The sequence below is a fragment of the Streptomyces sp. NPDC096132 genome, assembly GCF_044763345.1.
Classification (GTDB): Bacteria; Actinomycetota; Actinomycetes; order Streptomycetales; family Streptomycetaceae; genus Streptomyces.
Map to the genome: position 1 here is coordinate 281,070 of NZ_JBIWGA010000011.1, position 16,840 is coordinate 297,909.

Below are 16,840 nucleotides of genomic sequence, written 5' to 3' on the forward strand. Positions count from 1 at the left end.
TTCCGCGGTCGAGAACCACGTTAGGAGCCATCGCGGTCAGATCCTGGCCTAAACGGGAGGGGATCCCCCTCTAGACATTGAGCGCCACCGCCTCTCTGTCCGCACCCCACGCCGCCGCGCACAACGCCCGTTCGACCTCGTCGGTGTAGACGGCCGCGGCCAGCCAGGTCCGGGCGAAGCGGTCCGTGTCGGCCGGGAGCAGCCGGCCGAAGGCGTCGCGGGAGCGGTCCGCGGCGGCCGCGTGCAGACCGTCGAGCACGTCGGCCGCCGTGCCGAGGCCGACGCGACGCAGACGCGTGCCGTCGCCCGCCCCGCTCCCCGGGAAGGCCAGCACCCGGCGGCCCCCGGACACGGTCTGGTGCACCCGGCGGCGCAGGAGGTGCAGCGGCGCCTCGTCCACCGTGGGAACGGCGGCGGGCGCGGCCGTCGCGGTGGGCAGGTCCGCGTGCTGGAGCCGGTCCAGGCCCAGGTCCACCCGGGCGGTGGGGTCGCTGGGGTGCTCGGCGGCGAGCAGCAGGGCCCGCGGGAGCGGCCCCGGGACGAGCCGGGCCACGACCCGCAGCCGGCTGCCCCGGGCGGCGGCCAGCAGCCGCAGGTTGTCGCGATAGGCGAGCGCCGGATGGTCGTGGGCCAGGGCGAGCCGCACGGCACGCCCCTCGCAGTCGGCCAGCAGACAGTCGCCCGCCGCCTCACGGACCGTGCCCGCCAGGGTCACGTCGAGGAAGAGCAGGTCCTGGCCGCCGCCCAGGGCGCGGGCGACCTGCTCGCCGACGGGCGTCGCCCACAGCCGGTCGAGCGGCTCGGCGCTCCACGCGGCGCCGGACGCGCGCACCGCCCGCACCCCCGCCCCCGCGCCGAGCCGGCCGGTCGGGGAGACGGTGGCACCGGAGACCGCGAGCCCCGCACGTGACAGCTCACGATGGGTCAGGGCCGTGTCGCCGATCCGTACGGCCCGGTCGGCGGCGCCGGTCGCCCGGCCCGCGCCACCCGGAGCCACGTCCGAGACGGTGTAGAGGCGGCCCTCGGCGTCCGCGGTCCAGGTCACCGCGCCCGCGTACCCGGTCGCCGTGAGCACGGGCTCGGAGAACAGCCCGTACAGCCGCAGCGAGCCGTCCGGGGTGTACGGCTGCCGTGCCGTGCCGCGCAGGTCGGCCAGCTCCGCGCCGGTGGTGTGCGGGAGGCGGTGGGCCACGCCCAGCGCCGTGCGGAGGGTGCCCACGAGGTCGGGGAGCCGGTAGGCGGGGTCGGCGGACCGGGCCGCCCGTACCCCGGTGACCACGGAGACCGCCGCCGCGGCTGCCCGGGGGAGCGCGGCGAGCCGGGCGGTGTGCGCGGCGCGCAGCAGCTCCGCCTGGAGCACGGCACCGGCCCCGTCCGTACCGGCCTCGAGCACGGCGGCCGCCGCGTCGAACACGGCCCGCGCGGCGTCGAGTTGGCCGGACGAGGGCGCCTCGGCCCCCGGTTCCGGCTTCTGCTCCCGGTTCGGTTCCTCCGGAGCCTCGGGCGCTGTTCCCGGCGCGGCCGCTGCCGGCGCCGGGGCGTCCTCCGCCACCGGTGCCGCCGAGGCCGCCGCCGCGCGGTGCAGACAGTCCGGCGCGAGCAGGCAGCCGCAGCGGATGGCGTCCGCGCTGGTCACCGAGCCGCCGGGAGCGTGCAGTTCGAGGTCGGTGTCGTCGTCGACGGCGATGCGCACGGTGTCGCCGTCGCGGACGACGGGACGCGCCGCCAGCTTGGCGACCCCCGCGTCCAGCCGCTTGCGCAGCCGCGGCGACAGCGCCTCGACGAGTTCCGCGGTCACGGACGGGGCGACCGGGGGCAGGCCCGGGCCCTGGTGGTCCGGAGACGGGTCCGGGCTCATGCGATCTTCTCCCCTACCCAGCGGGCGAGTTCGAGCGGACTGAGGGCGGCCACGGGCATGCCCGCGGAGACGAGCTGACCTGCGACCCCCGTGGAGTAGCGCGGCCGGCCGGTGTCGTCGAGGCCGGCGCAGCCCAGCACCTGGCAGCCCGCGCCGACCAGGGCGCGGACCTCGGCGAGCAGCCCGCCGAGCGGATAGCCCTCCTCGAAGTCGCTGACCACCACGACGAGGGTGCGCGAGGGCACGGTCACCAGCTCGCGCGCGTGCCGCAGCCCCGCCGCGATGTGCGTACCGCCGCCGACACTCACCTCGAGAAGCAGCGACAGCGGGTCCTCGACGTGTCCGGTGAGATCGATGACCTCCGTGGAGAAGGCCAGGAAGTGCGTGGACAGGGTGGGCACCCCGGCCAGCACCGAGGCTGTCAGCGCGGCCCACACCGTGGACGCCTCCATGGACCCCGACACGTCCGTCACCAGGATCAGCCGCCAGTCGGCGGCCCGCCGGGCGCGGGTACGGAACACCGGGCGCTCGGGAATCACCTGGACCGTGCCGTCCGGTGCGCGCCGGGCGGTCGCCAGGTTGGCCCGCAGCGTGCGCGGCAGGTCCAGGCCGCCGCCGGGCCGTCTGCTGGGGCGCGGCAGGGCCGTGCCGTGCAGGGCCGGACGCAGCCGGGTGGCCAGCTCCCGGGTCAGCGCGTCGACCAGCCGCCGTACCAGCGGGCGCAGGGCGGCCAGCCGGGCCTCGGGCAGCCCGCCCGCATGCCGCAGCACGGTGTGCAGGAGATCGACCGACGGCCGCACACGCTCCGCGTCCAGCTCCGTCAGCACGTCCTTGCGACCGGCCGAGGCGGCCGCCGCCAGCACCTCCTCCCGGATGCCCGGTCCGAACAGCGCCGCCAGGTCCTCCGACCACTCCCTCACCCCGGGGTACGGCGTCTCCCGGCCACCTCCGGCACCCGCACCGGTCAGATCGCCCCGGCTGCCCTCGCCCCGCCCGCTGCCGTACAGCTCGTCCAGCGCGGTCGCCAACGAGGCGGCGGACTTGGGCAGTTGGTCCGTACGACGGCCCAGGACGAGCCGCCAGCGGTCGGCGGGGGCGAGGCGATGGTCCTCCGCCTCGGCCTCGGTGACGGGGACGCGGGCCCCGGCCGTGTCGTCCGTCCGTGTGCCGTCCCCCGGCGCGGGCAGCAGCCCCAGGGAGCGCAGGGCGGCGCGCGCCGCGAGGTCCGCCTGTGTCCAGGCGGCCAGCGCGGCCGGGTCGACCCCGTCCGTGTCGGCCACACGGGTGGCGCCGAGGCGCTCCTCCACGGCCGACAGGAGCCGGTCGCGGGCCGCGGGGCTCAGGGCGTCGAAGCCGCCCCGCAGCGCCGGAAGCCGGTCCAGGAACGCGCGGTCGGGCAGCTCCGACACCCGGTCGAGCAACGGCTCCAGCGCGTCGCCCGCCGCCTCCAGCAACGGCCCCGCGGCCGTCAGCAGCCCGGTCAGCCGGGCCGCCAGCGCGGACCGCGAGTCCGGGTCGACGGCCCCGTCGACCCACGAGGCCACGCGGTCGCCGAACACCCGGGCGTCCTCCTGCCCGAGCAGCACCCGCACGGCCCCGGCGGCGCCGCGCATCAGCGGTGAGCCGTCGACGGCCAGCCGGGCGAGGGCGTCGGTGAGCCGGATCCCGCCCAACAGGTCGGCGCGATGGGCGAGTTCGAGCAGAGCGTGCGCGTCGGCGGGGTCGTCGGACCCGGTCAGGCCGTCCACCTGCCGCACCGCCGCCGCCGTGAGCAGCTCGGCCACGGCGGCCGCCCGCGCCGTACGGTCGTCGTCGGCGCCCAGCCCGGCGACGTGACCCGACCTGAGCCGGTCCAACAGGGCCAGGCCGGCCAGCAGTTCGGGCAGGGTGCCGGCCTGGGGCAGCACCTCGGCGACGTCGTCGAGCCGCTCGTCCGCCAGCGCGGGCAGACCGCACTCGGCCGCACGCGCCAGCCCCTCCAGCACCTGGGCGCCCGTCGACCCGCCCTCGTCCCGCTCCACCCGCCGCCGCTCCCGCAGCACACCCTCGGCGGCCTGGGCGGCGGTGACCCCCCGCACCCCGGCCGCGGTCAGCATGGCCGCGGTCGCCGGCGTCCAGCGCACCTCCCAACGGGACGTCAGGGCCTGAGCACCGCCCGCGCCGACGACGTCCCGGGCCTCCCCGTACGGCACCCCGCACACCGACAGCCGGCGCAGCAGCAGCTCACGGCGCCGGTCGAGGTCGGACCGCAGCGGGTCGAGCCGCAGATCCCGGGCGGCGCCGGTGCCGCTCTCCGGTCCCGGCAGGCCGAGAGCCCCGACCTCGGCCTCCACCGCCGGGGCGAGACCACTGCGCGGCGCCCGCGGGGCGGGACGTCCGGTGCGCGTACCGACCAGCACCCGCTCCATGGCCCGCGCCACGGCCCGGCCCCGCCCGTACGGCTCACCCTGGGCCAGCACCGTCTGCACGGCCTCCACCAGCTCACCCCGGCCCGCCGCGGGCAGCCCCCGCAGCCGGGCCAGATCCGAGGCGAGCCGGGTGATCTCCCGGGCGTCGGCGGGCCCGGACGGATGCCCGAGCCCGCGCAGCTCCGCGCACACCCGCACGGCCGCCCGCGTCAGCGCCTCCTCCAGCGCAGCCGGGTCCCCCGCCGCCCGCAGCACCATGTCCTGCCACTCCGGATCCCGGATGCCGGCCGGATAACCGGACCGTTCGTCCAGCAGGGCGTAGGTGTACGGGATCAACGAGGTGGTCCACGCGGGACCGCCGTCCGTGCGGACCTCGTCCCGCTCCTCGCCGCACGCCCCCGTCAGTGCCGGTGCGTGGAAGGCGCCGACGATCACGGCGGCCCGCCCTCCGTCCGCGGTGGCCTCGGTGATCCGGGCCCGCATCCACCGCTCCCGCCGCAGGTCCAGCCCGGGCACCCCGCCCGCGGCGGCCGCGTCCTCGCGCAGCGCCCACCCCGTGAGCAGGGCGGCCCGGCGCAGGGCCTCGGGCGGGGAACCGGGTGCGGTGGCCTCGACGAGCCGGTCCCACAGATCGTCCCCGGGACGCCCGGTCAGCCGGGCCCGCAGCGCGGTGGTGAGCCCGGGGGACTCCCCGGCCGCCGCGCCCTCGCGGCCCTCGCCCCATGCCCGGTGGGCGAGCGGCAGATCGCAGGCGACCACCGGCACGTCGTGCCGCGCGGCCCACCGCACGGCCGCCAGCTCGGGCGAGAAGTCGGCGAACGGATAGAAGGCCGGCCCCTCGCCGCCCCGCCCGTCGCCGGGTGCGGCGGCGAGGGCGACCGGGGCCCGCGTCTCCTCGTGTCCGAGCCAGGGCAGCCACTCCTGCATCTCGGCCGGCAGCTCGACCAGCACCACGTCCGGCTTGGCCTCGTCGAGCAGCGCGGGCACGGCCGCGGCCAGGGACGGTGCGTGGTGCCGTACGCCGATGAGGTAGGGCGCACCCGGGTCGGTGAGGGCGGCGAGCGCCTCGTCGGGCGAGCCGGGCCCGCTCGGGGCACCGGGCCCGCCCGCGGCGGCGATGGGAAGCGACACGGCCGTCAGCCCTCCAGGACCGTGCGCAGGTCCCACAGGGTCCGCCAGGTGGCGGAGCCCTGTTCGGCGCGCCGCCGGACCGGACCGTCCCAGTAGCCGCGCAGCCGGGCCGCGTCGGCCGGGTCGTCCTTGCGGACCACGCCGAGCAGGTGTCCCGGCAGCAGGGCGAGCACGTCACGGTCCCCCGGGAAATAGGCCGCCGCGAGCCCCAGCGCACCCGCGACGGAGACGGCCTCCGCCGTGCTCATCACCGTGGACGGCCGCTCCACCTCCCAGCCCTCCGCCGACCGGCCCTCACGCAGGTCGCGGAAGGCGGTGACGAGGGCCTCCAGCACCGCGTCGTCGACCTGGAAGGGTGCCCCGGCCCGCTCCACGGAGGCCCGCGCCTGGCTGCGCACCAGCGCGGTCTCCGCTTCGAGGTCCGGAATCGGGCCGACCGTCTCGAAGTTGAACCGGCGCTTGAGGGCCGCGGACATCTCCGAGACGCCCTTGTCGCGCAGGTTGGCGGTGGCGATCAGGTTGAAGCCCGGCGCCGAGTGCGCCAACGCGTCGTCCGTGCCCGCCAGTTCGGGCACCGCGATGCGCCGCTCGGACAGCAGCGACACCAGCGAGTCCTGCACCTCCGGCAGACAGCGCGTGACCTCCTCGACCCGGGCGATGCCGCCCCGGCGCATGGCGGTCAGCACGGGCGACGGCACCAGTGCCTGCCGGCTGGGGCCCTGTGCCAGCAACAGGGCGTAGTTCCAGCCGTACTTGAGCTGGTCCTCGGTGGTGCCCGCCGTGCCCTGCACGACCAGCCCGCTGGTGCCGCACACGGCGGCCGACAGCAGCTCGGACAGCATGGACTTGGCGGTGCCGGGCTCGCCGACGAGCAGCAGGCCGCGCTCCCCGGCGAGCGTGACGACACACCGCTCGACCAGGGCCCGGTCGCCCACGAACTTGCCCTCCACGACCAGCCGGCGCGGCACCCCCTCGGGCACCTCGGCGCCGTCGGGCAGCTTCAGGGCCCGGCCGTCGCTGCCCATGACGAAGGTGACGACCGCGCGCGGGGTGAGACGCCAGGCGGGCGGGCGCGGACCGTCGTCGTAGGCGGCGAGGAAGGCCAGTTCGGTGGCGTACCGGTCCTCGGGCGGCACGATCTGCCGGGCCGGCTCCGGCGACAGGGCCGGCTCGGGGGACAGGGAGTCGGGGGACAGGGAGGTGGTCATCGGCGTGCGTTCTTCCAGGTGCGGCGGGACGGTGGCAGGTGCGGCGGGACGGTGACGGTCATCGGCGGCGGCCCTTGCGCGTGGCGCGGGTGACGAGCTCCTCGTAGGCCGGCGCGTCACCGGCGCGGACCAGGTCCCACGCGCGGCCGAACAGCTCGGGCACCGGCACCAGCGGTACGGCGCGCAGACCGCCGCGGACCGGGTAGAGGCGCTCCTTCCAGAGCTCCACCGGCAGCGCGGGCGACTTCAGGTCCAGCCAGCCGCACGGCAGAAAGAGGGTGCGTCCGGCGCGCGCCCGCTTGGCCTCGATGACCAGGTCCGTCGCCGCGAGCTCGACGCGGGCCTTCTTCATCCGGGCCGGCTTCCAGCCGGTCCAGCGGGCGCAGTTGCGGTCCGTCGGGTCGGGCAGTGCGAGCAGCATCAGATACAGCGCCGCGGCGTCCTCCCCCAGGCCGTGCGCCGCGGCCACCTCGGCGACCAGCTCGGGAACATGGAGCGTCGGGTCCTGGGCGTACCCCACGGGCCCATCGACGCCGGCCGCGAGCGCGCGCGCCAGCTCGTCGTCGAGCAGGGTCCGCAGGGCCCGCATGCCCTGTCCCCGGCCCGGTCCGACGAGCCCCTCGAGGAGCCCGAACACCGGGTCGTCGGGGCCGTCGACCGCGCCCGGCCGGACCAGGACGGTCTCCTGGTCGCCGTACCAGGGGCGCAGCACCAGCGCCTCGCCGACCGGCGTCAGCCCGCGTGCGTCGGCGCCGCCGGCCGCGGGCATCCCGTACGCCTTGCGCAGCCCGACCGCGGTCGGCTCGGCCTTCTCCGACCACGCCACGTCCAGGTCGAGCAGCAGTTCCGGGTCGGCGACCCGGCGGCGCAGCGCGGCCAGGCTGTCCGGCAGCGCGGCCCGCAGCGGATGCCCGTACGTCAGGGAGTAGGCGAGCCCGGCGAGGGCGGCCACGGCGCGCGTCAGGTCGTACCGCCCGGGCAGGGCCGTCGGGTCGTCCGGCCTCAGGTCGCCGTCCTTGTCGGGCCGCTGGACCGTGGTGCGGCTGATCCACGGGGTGCGCGCGGGGTTGAGGATCTCCTCGACGGATCCCGTGTACAGGCCGCCGAGGGAGAGTTCCGCGGCGAGGTCCTCGGGCAGCCGGCGGACCCCGTCGAAGCGCTCGGCCCACACCCGGCCCGCCGCCTCCGTGTCCGGCCCGGCGGTCCACAGGTCGCCGGGGGCGGCGGGCAGGAGCGCGCCGACGAGTACGGCCAGGGCGTCGTGGCCGACGGTGTTCAGCAGTTCGTCGGCCAGGTCCTTCTGCTTCGGCTTCAGCCCGGTCGCCGCGACCACCTCGTTCGTGAGCCCGTCCGGCCGGCCCGCGAGCAGCAGGGCCGACTGCATCTGACCCAGCCCGTCGTGCGTCGCGGTGGACAGGGCGGCGACCGCGTCCGGCTGCCAGGGAGCGGGGCCCTTCGCCCGGACGAGCTCGGTGACCGCACGCAGGGCGTCGGCGGGGAACAGCGCCGGGTGGGCGGTCTCCCGCTCCAGCGTGAAGTGGCCGATCGCCCCGAACGCCCCGGTCGGATCGTGGTCCAGGGCCAGCCAGTGCACCAGGTTGTGCTGCCGGTCGACACTCTGGCAGCCGATCACGACGACGGTACGGCCCTCCCGGCGCAGCACCTGACCGACGCGCTCCTGCTTGTCGTGCGGCTCGCTCAGCACGATCTCGCGCAGCGCGCCCTCCGGTGCGGCCAGGGACCCGTCCGTGATCGCCTCGAACAGCAGGAGCAGCGCCTCCCGGTGTGCCTCGGTCACCGTCGCGGAAGCGGCCCGGTAGGCGAGCGGACGCAGCCTGTCCAGGACGGACGTCCACACCGCGCCGCCTCCGGACACGGTGAACTCGTCGCTGCTCCACCCCTCGGCGGTGCCGGTCTGCCGCATGGCCTCGGCCAGGGGCTTGCCGTCGGCGGGCTTCCCGGACAGCACATGGTTCACGGCGCGGATCTGGCGCAGCGCGCTCCAGCGCAGGTCGCTGCCCCACCAGCCCTGCACCCCCGCGAAGCCGGTCACGGCCTCGCGCAGCGTGTCGTCGTCGCCGTGCTCGGGGCTGTAGTCGGCGAACATGCCCTGGGTGCGCCGGATGTCCTGCTTCGGCCGCTCGACCGGAGGCGCCACGAACGCGGCCGTCGACTCGGCGAGCCGCAGCGCCGCACGCACGAGCGCCGTCACGCCGGTGACCAGCCGCGCGTCGCCCAGCGCGGGCAGGGCACCGGACACGACCTCCCGCACCACCTCGTCGGCGGTCGGGGCGACGGCCTTGGCGCCGGACGTCCCGTCGACCGCCCCGGCCGCCGCGATCTTCGCCTGCCGCTCCGCCAGCGCCCGCACCCCGGCCCGCAGGAGCTCGGTGACCTCCTCGTCGGTCAGCGCGCGCAACACGGCGGACGCCCGCTCGTCGCGCGGACGCAGCGCGTGCCAGAACTCCACCGGCGGTACGAACCGGGTGCCGGAGGCGAACTCGCCGCCCCGCTCCATCGGCGTGACCCGGCCCAGTTCCCCCGCGGCGGACGTGTCGCCCGCCGCGTACAGGACGATCTGCCGATGGGAGCGGACCACGACGGGCTCCGCGCCCCCGGGCACCCGCAGCGCGCCGAGCGGAACGCCCGAGGCGCGGCCGCCGGCCGTCGGCAGGGCGACGGCCCGGCCGTCCGGGGTGCCGGCGACCGTACGCGCCTCGGCGCCCTCGCCCTCCGTGCGCACCCACCGGCCGAGGACCGTGCCGTCGGTGCCGAACGGGCTCTGCTCCAGACCGGGCTGCAGCGGCAGCACCTCGCAGTGCTCCTGGAGCAGGGTGGCGTCCTCCCGGATGCCGCTCCGCAGGAACGCGGGCAGGGAGGCACGCCCGTGGGTGCCGGTGGCCGGGTCGTACTCCAGCCACACCTGCTGGCGGCCCTGCCTGCCCTGACGCCAGTACGAGGTGCCGTCGCCGAGGATGCTGCGGCGGGGCGGCAGGACGGTGTCGCCGGGGTGCAGCGTGCGCCCGCCGGTGGCGCGGCCGCCGCCGGGCAGCGGGACCGAGGGCTCGCCCGCGTCGCCGGCGCCGTACCAGTAGTGCGGGATCTGCTCGCCGGTCAGCGGGAACACGTCGGCGGGCCGGGCGGACCAGTAGCCGAACTGCTTGGCGTCCTCACGCCACATCACCAGCAGTTCGCCGTCCGTGTACCGGAACGACGGCCGCTGCCAGTGGCCCAGGTCGACCGGCAGCCGCAGATCGTGCTCCAGCAGGATCTCCTCGGGGCCGACGACGAACACCTTGTCGCCGCGGGAGAGGATCAGCGCGGGCCAGGCCTCCTGCACGGTCATCGTGTTGTCGTGGTCCTTGCGGACCTTGGTCTCGGCGTGGATCCGGCGCACCGCCTCCTCGAGCGCGGACCAGCCCAGTTCGTCCAGGAGGCCGGCACGCAGCGTGTTCCCGAGCAGCGGCGCGGCCTCGTGCGCGGCGACCCGGGCGACGGCGGCCGGGGCGACCCGGGCGGCCACGGGACGGAAGGGCCGCATCCGCTCCAGCGCCGTGCGCGCGGCGGGCAGGCCGACGGCGGCCGTCAGCTCCCCGGCCGCGTCCTCCAGCCACTCGCGCAGGACGTCGGCGAGCACCGGGTGGCCGGCCAGGCCCTCCAGCACCTCGGACGCGGGGCGGCTGCCGCCCACGGTGCTGATCTCGCCGTACAGCAGGCGCCGGTGGCGCGCGTCCGCCGCCGTCGCCGTCAGGTCGCGTCGGCCGGGCCGGGTGGAGCGCAGCCAGCGGTCCAGGCCGAGGTACACGACCTCACCGCCGGCGGGCGGCGCCAGCGGGACGCCCTGCGCCACGCAGAGATCCAGCAGGTCGAGGTCGGCGCCGGCGTGCCAGCGGCCGGTGACGAGGTCGACGGGCCGGCCCCGCTCCCGCAGCCGGGGCGCCATCCGCTCCACGAGCGCGAGGGTGGCCGGGGAACGCTGGCAGATGTTGCCGCCGTGCTTGCGGTGCAGGGCCCAGCGGGTGAGCCAGTCCGCCGCGTCGACCCGGTCCGCCGCCGCACCGGCCTCGCCGGTGAGGAGCAGATCCGCACCGCACTCCACGAGCAGCCCCAGCCAGAACTCGTCGTCCTCGACGGACCGGCCGAGACCGGCGGGCATGATCTCCAGCAGTCGGCCGCGCACCTCCGGCTGCCGCTCGGCGAGCACGACCAGTGTCGCCCGGTAGAAGTTCCAGAAGGACGCGGGCGCCCGGACCGCCGCGGGCGAGGCGAGCAGGTCGGCGACCAGCCCGCACTCCTCGGTGACCCGGTCGAGCCCCGCCGCCTTGATCAGTCCGCGCGCGTCCTGCGGCAGCGAGGCGTACGGCGGCATGCCGGCCGCGCAGCGCTCCACCGTCAGCTGCCGGAACTGCGCCCACGCCTCGACCGGGCTGAGGCGCGCGGCGAGCGCCTTGACGTGTTCCTTGAGCGCCTTGACCGTCAGCGCCCCCGCGAAGGCGAACTCCAGGAACACGGCACGCTGCCGCTCCTCGTCCACCTTCAGCCCGTGCACCCGCTCGGCCTCCCGGGCCTTGCCGAAGAAGGCGGCGGCGTACGTCGTGTTCTCGTGCTGGAGGAAGACCCGCGCGGCCTGCTCGTAGAACGTGGGCAGGAAGTGCGGCACCGCACGGCCGAGCCGGGTGCCGAGCTCCTCGAAGCCGTCCTTGGCGGTGCCGGGGCGGGACTTGGCCTGCCGGGCCAGCCGCTCGACGTCCTTGACCAGCGCCAGCGCGTGATGACCGTTCGCCGGGTCGTTGACCAGGGCCCAGGCGGGGAAGCCGAGCGTCTCCCGGCGTACCTGTCCCACCTCGGGGACGTCGGCGTCCCGCAGCAGACCGAGGAAGTCCAGGGCGAGGTCCTCGGCCTCGCCGAGGGTGCCCGGCACCAGCCGCACGATCCGCCGCTCGTCCAGCACGGGATGGGTGTAGGTGCGGACGGTGAGCGTGTCGGCGTCCTCGCGGACCGTGCTGCCCGGGGGCAGGACCGCGCCCGCGTCGAGCAGCGCGCCCGCGGTGTTCTCGTCGTAGGTCGTCATGCCGCCCGCTCCTCGTCCTCGACGTCGCGTCCCGCGTACAGCGCGGCCGCCATCCGCATGCCCTCCGACCAGGCCACCGGCCCCACCTGACCGAGCTTCAGCACCCGGCCCGCCGGGTCCGTGAACACCAGGGGCCCGGTCTCGGACTCCTCGTAGCCCTCGTAGTCGCCCACCCACACGCGGGCCTCGACGGTGCGCCCGTCCTCCAGGACGGAGTGGACGGCGTTGCCACCGCGCACGCGGTAGCCGAGCTGGGTCACCCGGCCGTGCAGGAACCGCTGCTCCTTGAACGCGCCGCCCGCGTAGTCCTCGACCGAGGTGGCCTCGGCGTCGAGCGCCGCCGGCCGGTGCCACACCTCGCGGAAGAGCTGCTGGGCGCGCTGCTCCACGCCCAGTTCGACGGCGAACTCCCGCAGGTCCTCCAGGTCGTCGAGGAGCACCGGGTGGGGCAGACGGACCAGGTCGGGCGTGAGGCGCACGGTGTCGCCGTCGAGGTCGACCAGGCCGAGGCCGCGCTCGGGGTCGGCGTCCCGCAGGAATCCGGCCACCTCGCCGTCGGCGCCGGTGACGACGAGGTCACGCAGGGCGGCCTGCCAGGCCGGGTCGGGCCACACACGGGCGACGACCGCGAACGGCACCGGCAGCGAGCGCACCATCCACCGCTCCACGTCCGCCAGGCACTGCCGTTCGTGCCGCTCCAGCCACTCGACGAGCTGACGCAGTCCCACCACCGCCGGATCGTCGGCGATCTTCGGCGGCACCGACTTCAACATCCGCCCCGCCGCGTTGCGGCACACCACCTTGCCGTCGTCGAGGGCGACTTCGTAGTCGCCGGCCGACACCCACCCCATTTGTGCCTCCCACACCCGCATGGATCAAGTGAGGGGAACAGTAGAACAGGCCACTGACAATGGGGCCGCACTCGCGGTGACTTGACGAGGAGACAGGCGTTGACCTGCTGATTCGCCGCTAGGCCGGGGTCTGGGCGTCCGGTGTGAAGGCGCTGCCGTGGCCGGGAACGATCAGTGCGGGGGACAGGGCGAGGATCTTCGCGCGGGAGGCGTGCAGCGCGTCCGGGTCGGTGGCGAACGGGTCCTCGGCCGGGCCCTCGGCGCTCCACCACAGGTGGGTGAGGACGACCAGGCCGTCGGCGGTGTCGACGAGCGTGCTGATGTCCTCGGCGGTGTGTCCGGGCGTGGCCGCCAGACGCACCGAGGGGGACAGGGCGAAGCCGTCGGCGGGCCGGTCGGTCCACAGGTCGTCCTGGTAGATCGCCCAGTGGTCGTGGAACCGGGCCGCGGGGAACAGCGCGGCGTTGAGGGTGTGGTCGGGGTGGTGATGGCTGAACACCACGTCGGTCACCTGCTGCGGGGCGACGCCCTCCGCGGCGAGCGGGTCGAGGATCAGCGAGCGGTCCGCGACCATGCCCGGATCCACCACGACGACGATGTCACCGTCGCGTACGAGAGTGACCGTGCTGGCGGTGCGCGGCCCGACGTAACCGGCGGTCAGTATGCGGAAGCTCGCTGCCATCCGCGAACAGTAACGTTCATGCGCGACGGTGCACAGAGGGACCGCGACGACGCACGGAGGAACGTCGGGCGTCCCTCCGCGCACCGCCGCGCGGTCGGCGGATCAGCCCTCGACCCAGCCGTGGTTCTTCGCGAACTGCGCCAGCCCGTTGCGCACCTGGACGATCTGCTCTCCGGTGAGCGAGGGCGCCGCCGTCAGCAGGGCCTCGGTGACGTCCCGGGTGAACTCCTCGGTGCTGAGCACGTCGCACAGCACGTCGTCGTCCGCCGCGAGCGGCTTGCCGTCCGCACCCCGGGCGAGCCGGACCCCGGACGCCTTCGGGCCGCGCTCACCGTCCTCGATCTCGAATTCCACGACGATGCCCCGCCGCACCTGCGACTCCGGCATCAGCATGTCGTTGACGTGCAGGAAGACATCCTCCCCGCCGTCGTCGGGCGCGATGAACCCGTAGCCCCGCTGGCTGTCGAAGCGCACCACACGACCAGCAACCATCCCAACCCCCAGCAACCTCGAAACACCCACTTCGGTGAACCTGCCCAGATCGTAGTCAAACCGACCGCCCCGGGCGACTCCCGGGGGTCATCGCTCCCGGTAGAGCTCGGTGAGCAGCTCCATCACGGCCTGTGCCGCGGGATGCGGGTCGTCCCGCCACCACACCAGGCGCACCGCGACCGGCTCGGCATCACGCACCGGCCGGTAGACGACACCGGGCCTCGGATACTGGTTGGCGGTCGACTCGGCGGTCACGCCGATGCTGCGGCCGGTGGCGATCACCGTCAGCCAGTCGTCGACGTCGTGGGTCTCCTCCGTGGCGGGCCGGGCGTCGGGCGGCCACAGCTCCGGGGTGGCCGTACCGGTACGGCGGTCGACCAGGAGGGTCCGCCCGCCGAGGTCGGCGAGCCGCACCGAACGGCGCCGGGCCAGCGGATCGTCGGCGGCCAGCGCGCACAGGCGCCGCTCGAGACCGACGATCGCCGACTCGAACCGCCGGTCCTCCAGGGGCCTGCGCACCACCGCCATGTCACAGGCGCCCTCGGCGAGCCCGGCGCTGCCGGAGTTCACCCGCACGAGCTGCAACTCCGTCTCCGGGCGCCGCTCCGCCCAGCGGCGCTGGAAGGCGAGGGTGTGCCGGCCCAGCGCCGACCAGGCGTAGCCGATCCGCAACCGGGTGTGGCCCGAGGCGGCCTCCCGCACCAGCGTCTCCACCTCACCGAGCACCCGCCGCGCGTGCGCCGCGACGCGCAGCCCGGTCGCGGTCGGCGTCACGATCCGCGACGTACGCCTCAACAGCCGGACACCCAGGGCCTGTTCGAGTGAGGCGAGGGTGCGGGAGACGGCCGCCTGGGAGACCCCGAGCACGGCGGCCGCGTCGGTGAAGCCGCCCTCGTCGATGATCGCCACGAGACAGCGCAGCTGCCGCAGTTCCACACCCGAGCCGATATCCATGACTCCAGCGTATAGATGGCGGGCCGCATGCATTTTGCGCAAGAGCGGATCGGGAGGACGATCCGACTGTGCCTGCCGCTCCCTCATCCTCGACGACCCTGTCCCCGGCGGTTCCCGCACGGGAGACCGGCGGACCACGCCACCGTGCCGCCGGTATCGCCACCATGGCCGGCAGCGGCCTGTCCAACCAGACCGGCGCCGCGATCGGCTCCCTCGCCTTCCCCGTCCTCGGCCCCGTCGGGGTCGTCGCCGTACGCCAGTACGTCGCCGCCCTCGTCCTGCTGGCCGTCGGCCGCCCCCGTCTGCGGTCCTTCACCCGGCGGCAGTGGGGACCGGTCCTGCTGCTCGCGCTGGTGTTCGGGACGATGAACCTCTCGCTGTACACGGCCATCGACCGCATCGGCCTCGGTCTCGCCGTCACCCTGGAGTTCCTGGGCCCGCTGGCCATCGCCCTGGCCGCCGCGCACCGCCGGATCGACGCCTGCTGTGCGGTGATCGCCGCCGGGGGCGCCGTCACCCTCATGCGCCCGCAGCCGTCCACCGACTACCTGGGAATGGGCCTCGGCCTCCTGGCCGCCGTCTGCTGGGCCTCGTACATCCTGCTCAACCGGACCGTCGGCCGGCGCATCCCCGGCGCGCAGGGCTCGGCGGCGGCCGCGGCCGTCTCCGCGGTGGTGTTCCTGCCGGTCGGGGTGGCCCTCGTGCTGCGCCACCCGCCGACCGCCGAGGCCGTCGGGTACGCCGTCGTCGCCGGGGTGCTGTCCTCCGCCGTGCCCTACCTCGCCGACCTGTTCACCCTGCGGAACGTGCCCCCGGCCGCCTTCGGCCTGTTCATGAGCGTCAACCCGGTCCTCGCGGCGCTGGTCGGCTGGATCGGGCTGGACCAGGGCCTCGGACTCGTCGACTGGTCGGCGATCGCGGCGGTCGTCTGTGCGAACGCGCTCAGCATCCTCGCCCGGCGCCGCTGACGCGGATCAGTCCTGGGCGGCCGCCCGCTCGGCGTCGCGCTTCTTGATGCGGGCGTTCTCCTTGCGGACCTCGGCCTGCGTGGCCCGCTCCTTCTCCAGCCACTCGGGCCCGGCGTCCTTCAGGGCCTCGATCTGCTCGGTGGTCAGCGCCTGAGTCACCCCGCCCCGGGCCAGGCCCGCGATGGACACGCCCAGCTTCGCCGCCACCACCGGGCGGGGGTGCGGGCCGGTCTCGCGCAGCGTCCGCAGCCACTCGGGCGGGTTCGCCTGGAGCTCGCTCAGCTCGGCGCGCGAGACGACGCCCTCCTGGAACTCGGCGGGCGTGGCGGGGAGGTACACACCCAGCTTCTTCGCCGCGGTGGCGGGCTTCATCGTCTGGGTGGTCTGCTGCGACTTCATACGGTCCAGGGTATCGGCCGCCGACCGGCGCTCCGACCACAGCCGGTAGCCTGGCGCCATGACCGACCAGGCGGATTCCCCTTCGTTCCGGCTCGCGTACGTTCCGGGAGTGACGCCCGCCAAGTGGGTGCGGATCTGGGAGGAGCGCCTGCCCGACGTCCCGCTCACCCTCCTCCAGGTGACCCCGGCCGAGGCCTCCGGCGTCCTGCGCGACGGCGCCGCCGACGCGGCCTTCGTACGCCTCCCCGTGGACCGTACGGTGTTCAGCGCGATCCCCCTGTACACCGAGACGACCGTCGTCGTGGTCCCCAAGGACCATGTGATCACCGCCGGCGAGGAGATCACCCTGGACGACCTCGCCGACGAAGTGGTCCTGCACCCCCTCGACGACGTCCTCGGCTGGGAGCGCCCGCCCGGCGAGCCCGCCTTCGAGCGCCCCGCGACCACGGCGGACGCGATCGAACTGGTCGCGGCGAACATCGGCGTCCTGGTCGTGCCCCAGTCCCTGGCCCGCCTCCACCACCGTCGCGACCTCACCTACCGCACGGTCACGGACGCCCCCCAGTCGGCGGTCGCCCTGTCCTGGCCCGAGGACGCGACCACCGACCTGGTCGAGGACTTCATCGGCATCGTGCGCGGCCGCACGGTCAACAGCAGCCGGGGCCGCGCCCAGCCGGCTCCGGAGAAGGAGAAACGGCAGCCCCGCAAGGCGCCGTCGGGCGGCGGGCCCCGCAAGAGCACGACCGGAGGCAGGAAGAGCGGGAGCGGCGGCGGCCGGCGCGGAACCGGCGGCGGCAAGCCCCGCCGCCGGTCGTAGC

At 75.6% G+C, this 16,840-nt stretch carries 11 protein-coding genes; 2 read left to right on the top strand and 9 right to left on the bottom strand.

Features of this window, described 5'->3' with window-relative positions; translation table 11 throughout:
- Positions 1-70 precede the first annotated feature (70 nt).
- From ACIRF9_RS26450 to ACIRF9_RS26485, 8 genes are all read right to left on the bottom strand, one after another.
- Positions 71-1,858: a hypothetical protein gene (locus tag ACIRF9_RS26450; RefSeq protein ID WP_403827025.1), complete on the bottom strand. Its 1,788-nt coding sequence runs from the start codon at positions 1,856-1,858 to the stop codon at positions 71-73.
- On the bottom strand, positions 1,855-5,397 hold the full coding sequence (locus ACIRF9_RS26455; protein WP_403827027.1) for a DUF5682 family protein: 3,543 nt from the start codon (positions 5,395-5,397) through the stop codon (positions 1,855-1,857). The genes ACIRF9_RS26450 and ACIRF9_RS26455 overlap by 4 nt, the downstream gene beginning before the upstream one ends.
- 5 nt (positions 5,398-5,402) lie before the next feature.
- Positions 5,403-6,605, bottom strand: coding sequence for an AAA family ATPase (locus tag ACIRF9_RS26460; RefSeq protein ID WP_403827029.1), 1,203 nt, complete (start codon positions 6,603-6,605; stop codon positions 5,403-5,405).
- A gap of 58 nt (positions 6,606-6,663) precedes the next feature.
- Positions 6,664-11,676, bottom strand: coding sequence for a hypothetical protein (locus ACIRF9_RS26465; RefSeq protein WP_403827031.1), 5,013 nt, complete (start codon positions 11,674-11,676; stop codon positions 6,664-6,666).
- Positions 11,673-12,527, bottom strand: coding sequence for a DUF4132 domain-containing protein (locus ACIRF9_RS26470; protein ID WP_403827033.1), 855 nt, complete (start codon positions 12,525-12,527; stop codon positions 11,673-11,675). The genes ACIRF9_RS26465 and ACIRF9_RS26470 overlap by 4 nt, the downstream gene beginning before the upstream one ends.
- 118 nt (positions 12,528-12,645) lie before the next feature.
- Positions 12,646-13,209 (bottom strand): MBL fold metallo-hydrolase, encoded by a 564-nt coding sequence (locus ACIRF9_RS26475; RefSeq protein ID WP_403827035.1) that lies wholly within the window; start codon positions 13,207-13,209, stop codon positions 12,646-12,648.
- Positions 13,210-13,311: 102 nt separating this feature from the next.
- Positions 13,312-13,701 (bottom strand): cold-shock protein, encoded by a 390-nt coding sequence (locus tag ACIRF9_RS26480; RefSeq protein ID WP_403827037.1) that lies wholly within the window; start codon positions 13,699-13,701, stop codon positions 13,312-13,314.
- A gap of 87 nt (positions 13,702-13,788) precedes the next feature.
- Positions 13,789-14,655: a LysR family transcriptional regulator gene (locus ACIRF9_RS26485; protein WP_403827039.1), complete on the bottom strand. Its 867-nt coding sequence runs from the start codon at positions 14,653-14,655 to the stop codon at positions 13,789-13,791.
- A gap of 155 nt (positions 14,656-14,810) precedes the next feature.
- On the opposite strand from ACIRF9_RS26485, the gene ACIRF9_RS26490 reads away from it, so the two are divergent.
- A complete protein-coding gene (locus tag ACIRF9_RS26490) occupies positions 14,811-15,623 on the top strand; it encodes an EamA family transporter (protein WP_403827153.1) in 813 nt (270 codons plus the stop codon).
- Between the two features lie 6 nt (positions 15,624-15,629).
- Here ACIRF9_RS26490 and ACIRF9_RS26495 read toward each other — a convergent pair whose 3' ends face one another.
- The gene (locus tag ACIRF9_RS26495; RefSeq protein WP_403827041.1) at positions 15,630-16,022 is read right to left on the bottom strand and encodes a DUF5997 family protein; all 393 of its coding nucleotides are present in this window, start codon (positions 16,020-16,022) and stop codon (positions 15,630-15,632) included.
- 58 nt (positions 16,023-16,080) lie between these two features.
- Here ACIRF9_RS26495 and ACIRF9_RS26500 point away from each other — a divergent pair, with 58 nt between their 5' ends.
- Complete coding sequence (locus ACIRF9_RS26500; RefSeq protein WP_403827043.1) at positions 16,081-16,839, top strand: LysR family substrate-binding domain-containing protein; 759 nt, start codon at positions 16,081-16,083, stop codon at positions 16,837-16,839.
- The last annotated feature ends 1 nt before the right edge of the window (position 16,840 follow it).

Bases quoted from the DNA above. Each gene is read 5' to 3' on its own strand.
- ACIRF9_RS26480 (WP_403827037.1), bottom strand. From the start codon at position 13,701: ATGGTTGCTGGTCGTGTGGTGCGCTTCGACAGCCAGCGGGGCTACGGG.
- ACIRF9_RS26465 (WP_403827031.1), bottom strand. From the start codon at position 11,676: ATGACGACCTACGACGAGAACACCGCGGGCGCGCTGCTCGACGCGGGC.
- ACIRF9_RS26460 (WP_403827029.1), bottom strand. From the start codon at position 6,605: ATGACCACCTCCCTGTCCCCCGACTCCCTGTCCCCCGAGCCGGCCCTG.
- ACIRF9_RS26500 (WP_403827043.1), top strand. From the start codon at position 16,081: ATGACCGACCAGGCGGATTCCCCTTCGTTCCGGCTCGCGTACGTTCCG.
- ACIRF9_RS26485 (WP_403827039.1), bottom strand. From the start codon at position 14,655: ATGGATATCGGCTCGGGTGTGGAACTGCGGCAGCTGCGCTGTCTCGTG.
- ACIRF9_RS26475 (WP_403827035.1), bottom strand. From the start codon at position 13,209: ATGGCAGCGAGCTTCCGCATACTGACCGCCGGTTACGTCGGGCCGCGC.
- ACIRF9_RS26495 (WP_403827041.1), bottom strand. From the start codon at position 16,022: ATGAAGTCGCAGCAGACCACCCAGACGATGAAGCCCGCCACCGCGGCG.
- ACIRF9_RS26450 (WP_403827025.1), bottom strand. From the start codon at position 1,858: ATGAGCCCGGACCCGTCTCCGGACCACCAGGGCCCGGGCCTGCCCCCG.
- ACIRF9_RS26470 (WP_403827033.1), bottom strand. From the start codon at position 12,527: ATGGGGTGGGTGTCGGCCGGCGACTACGAAGTCGCCCTCGACGACGGC.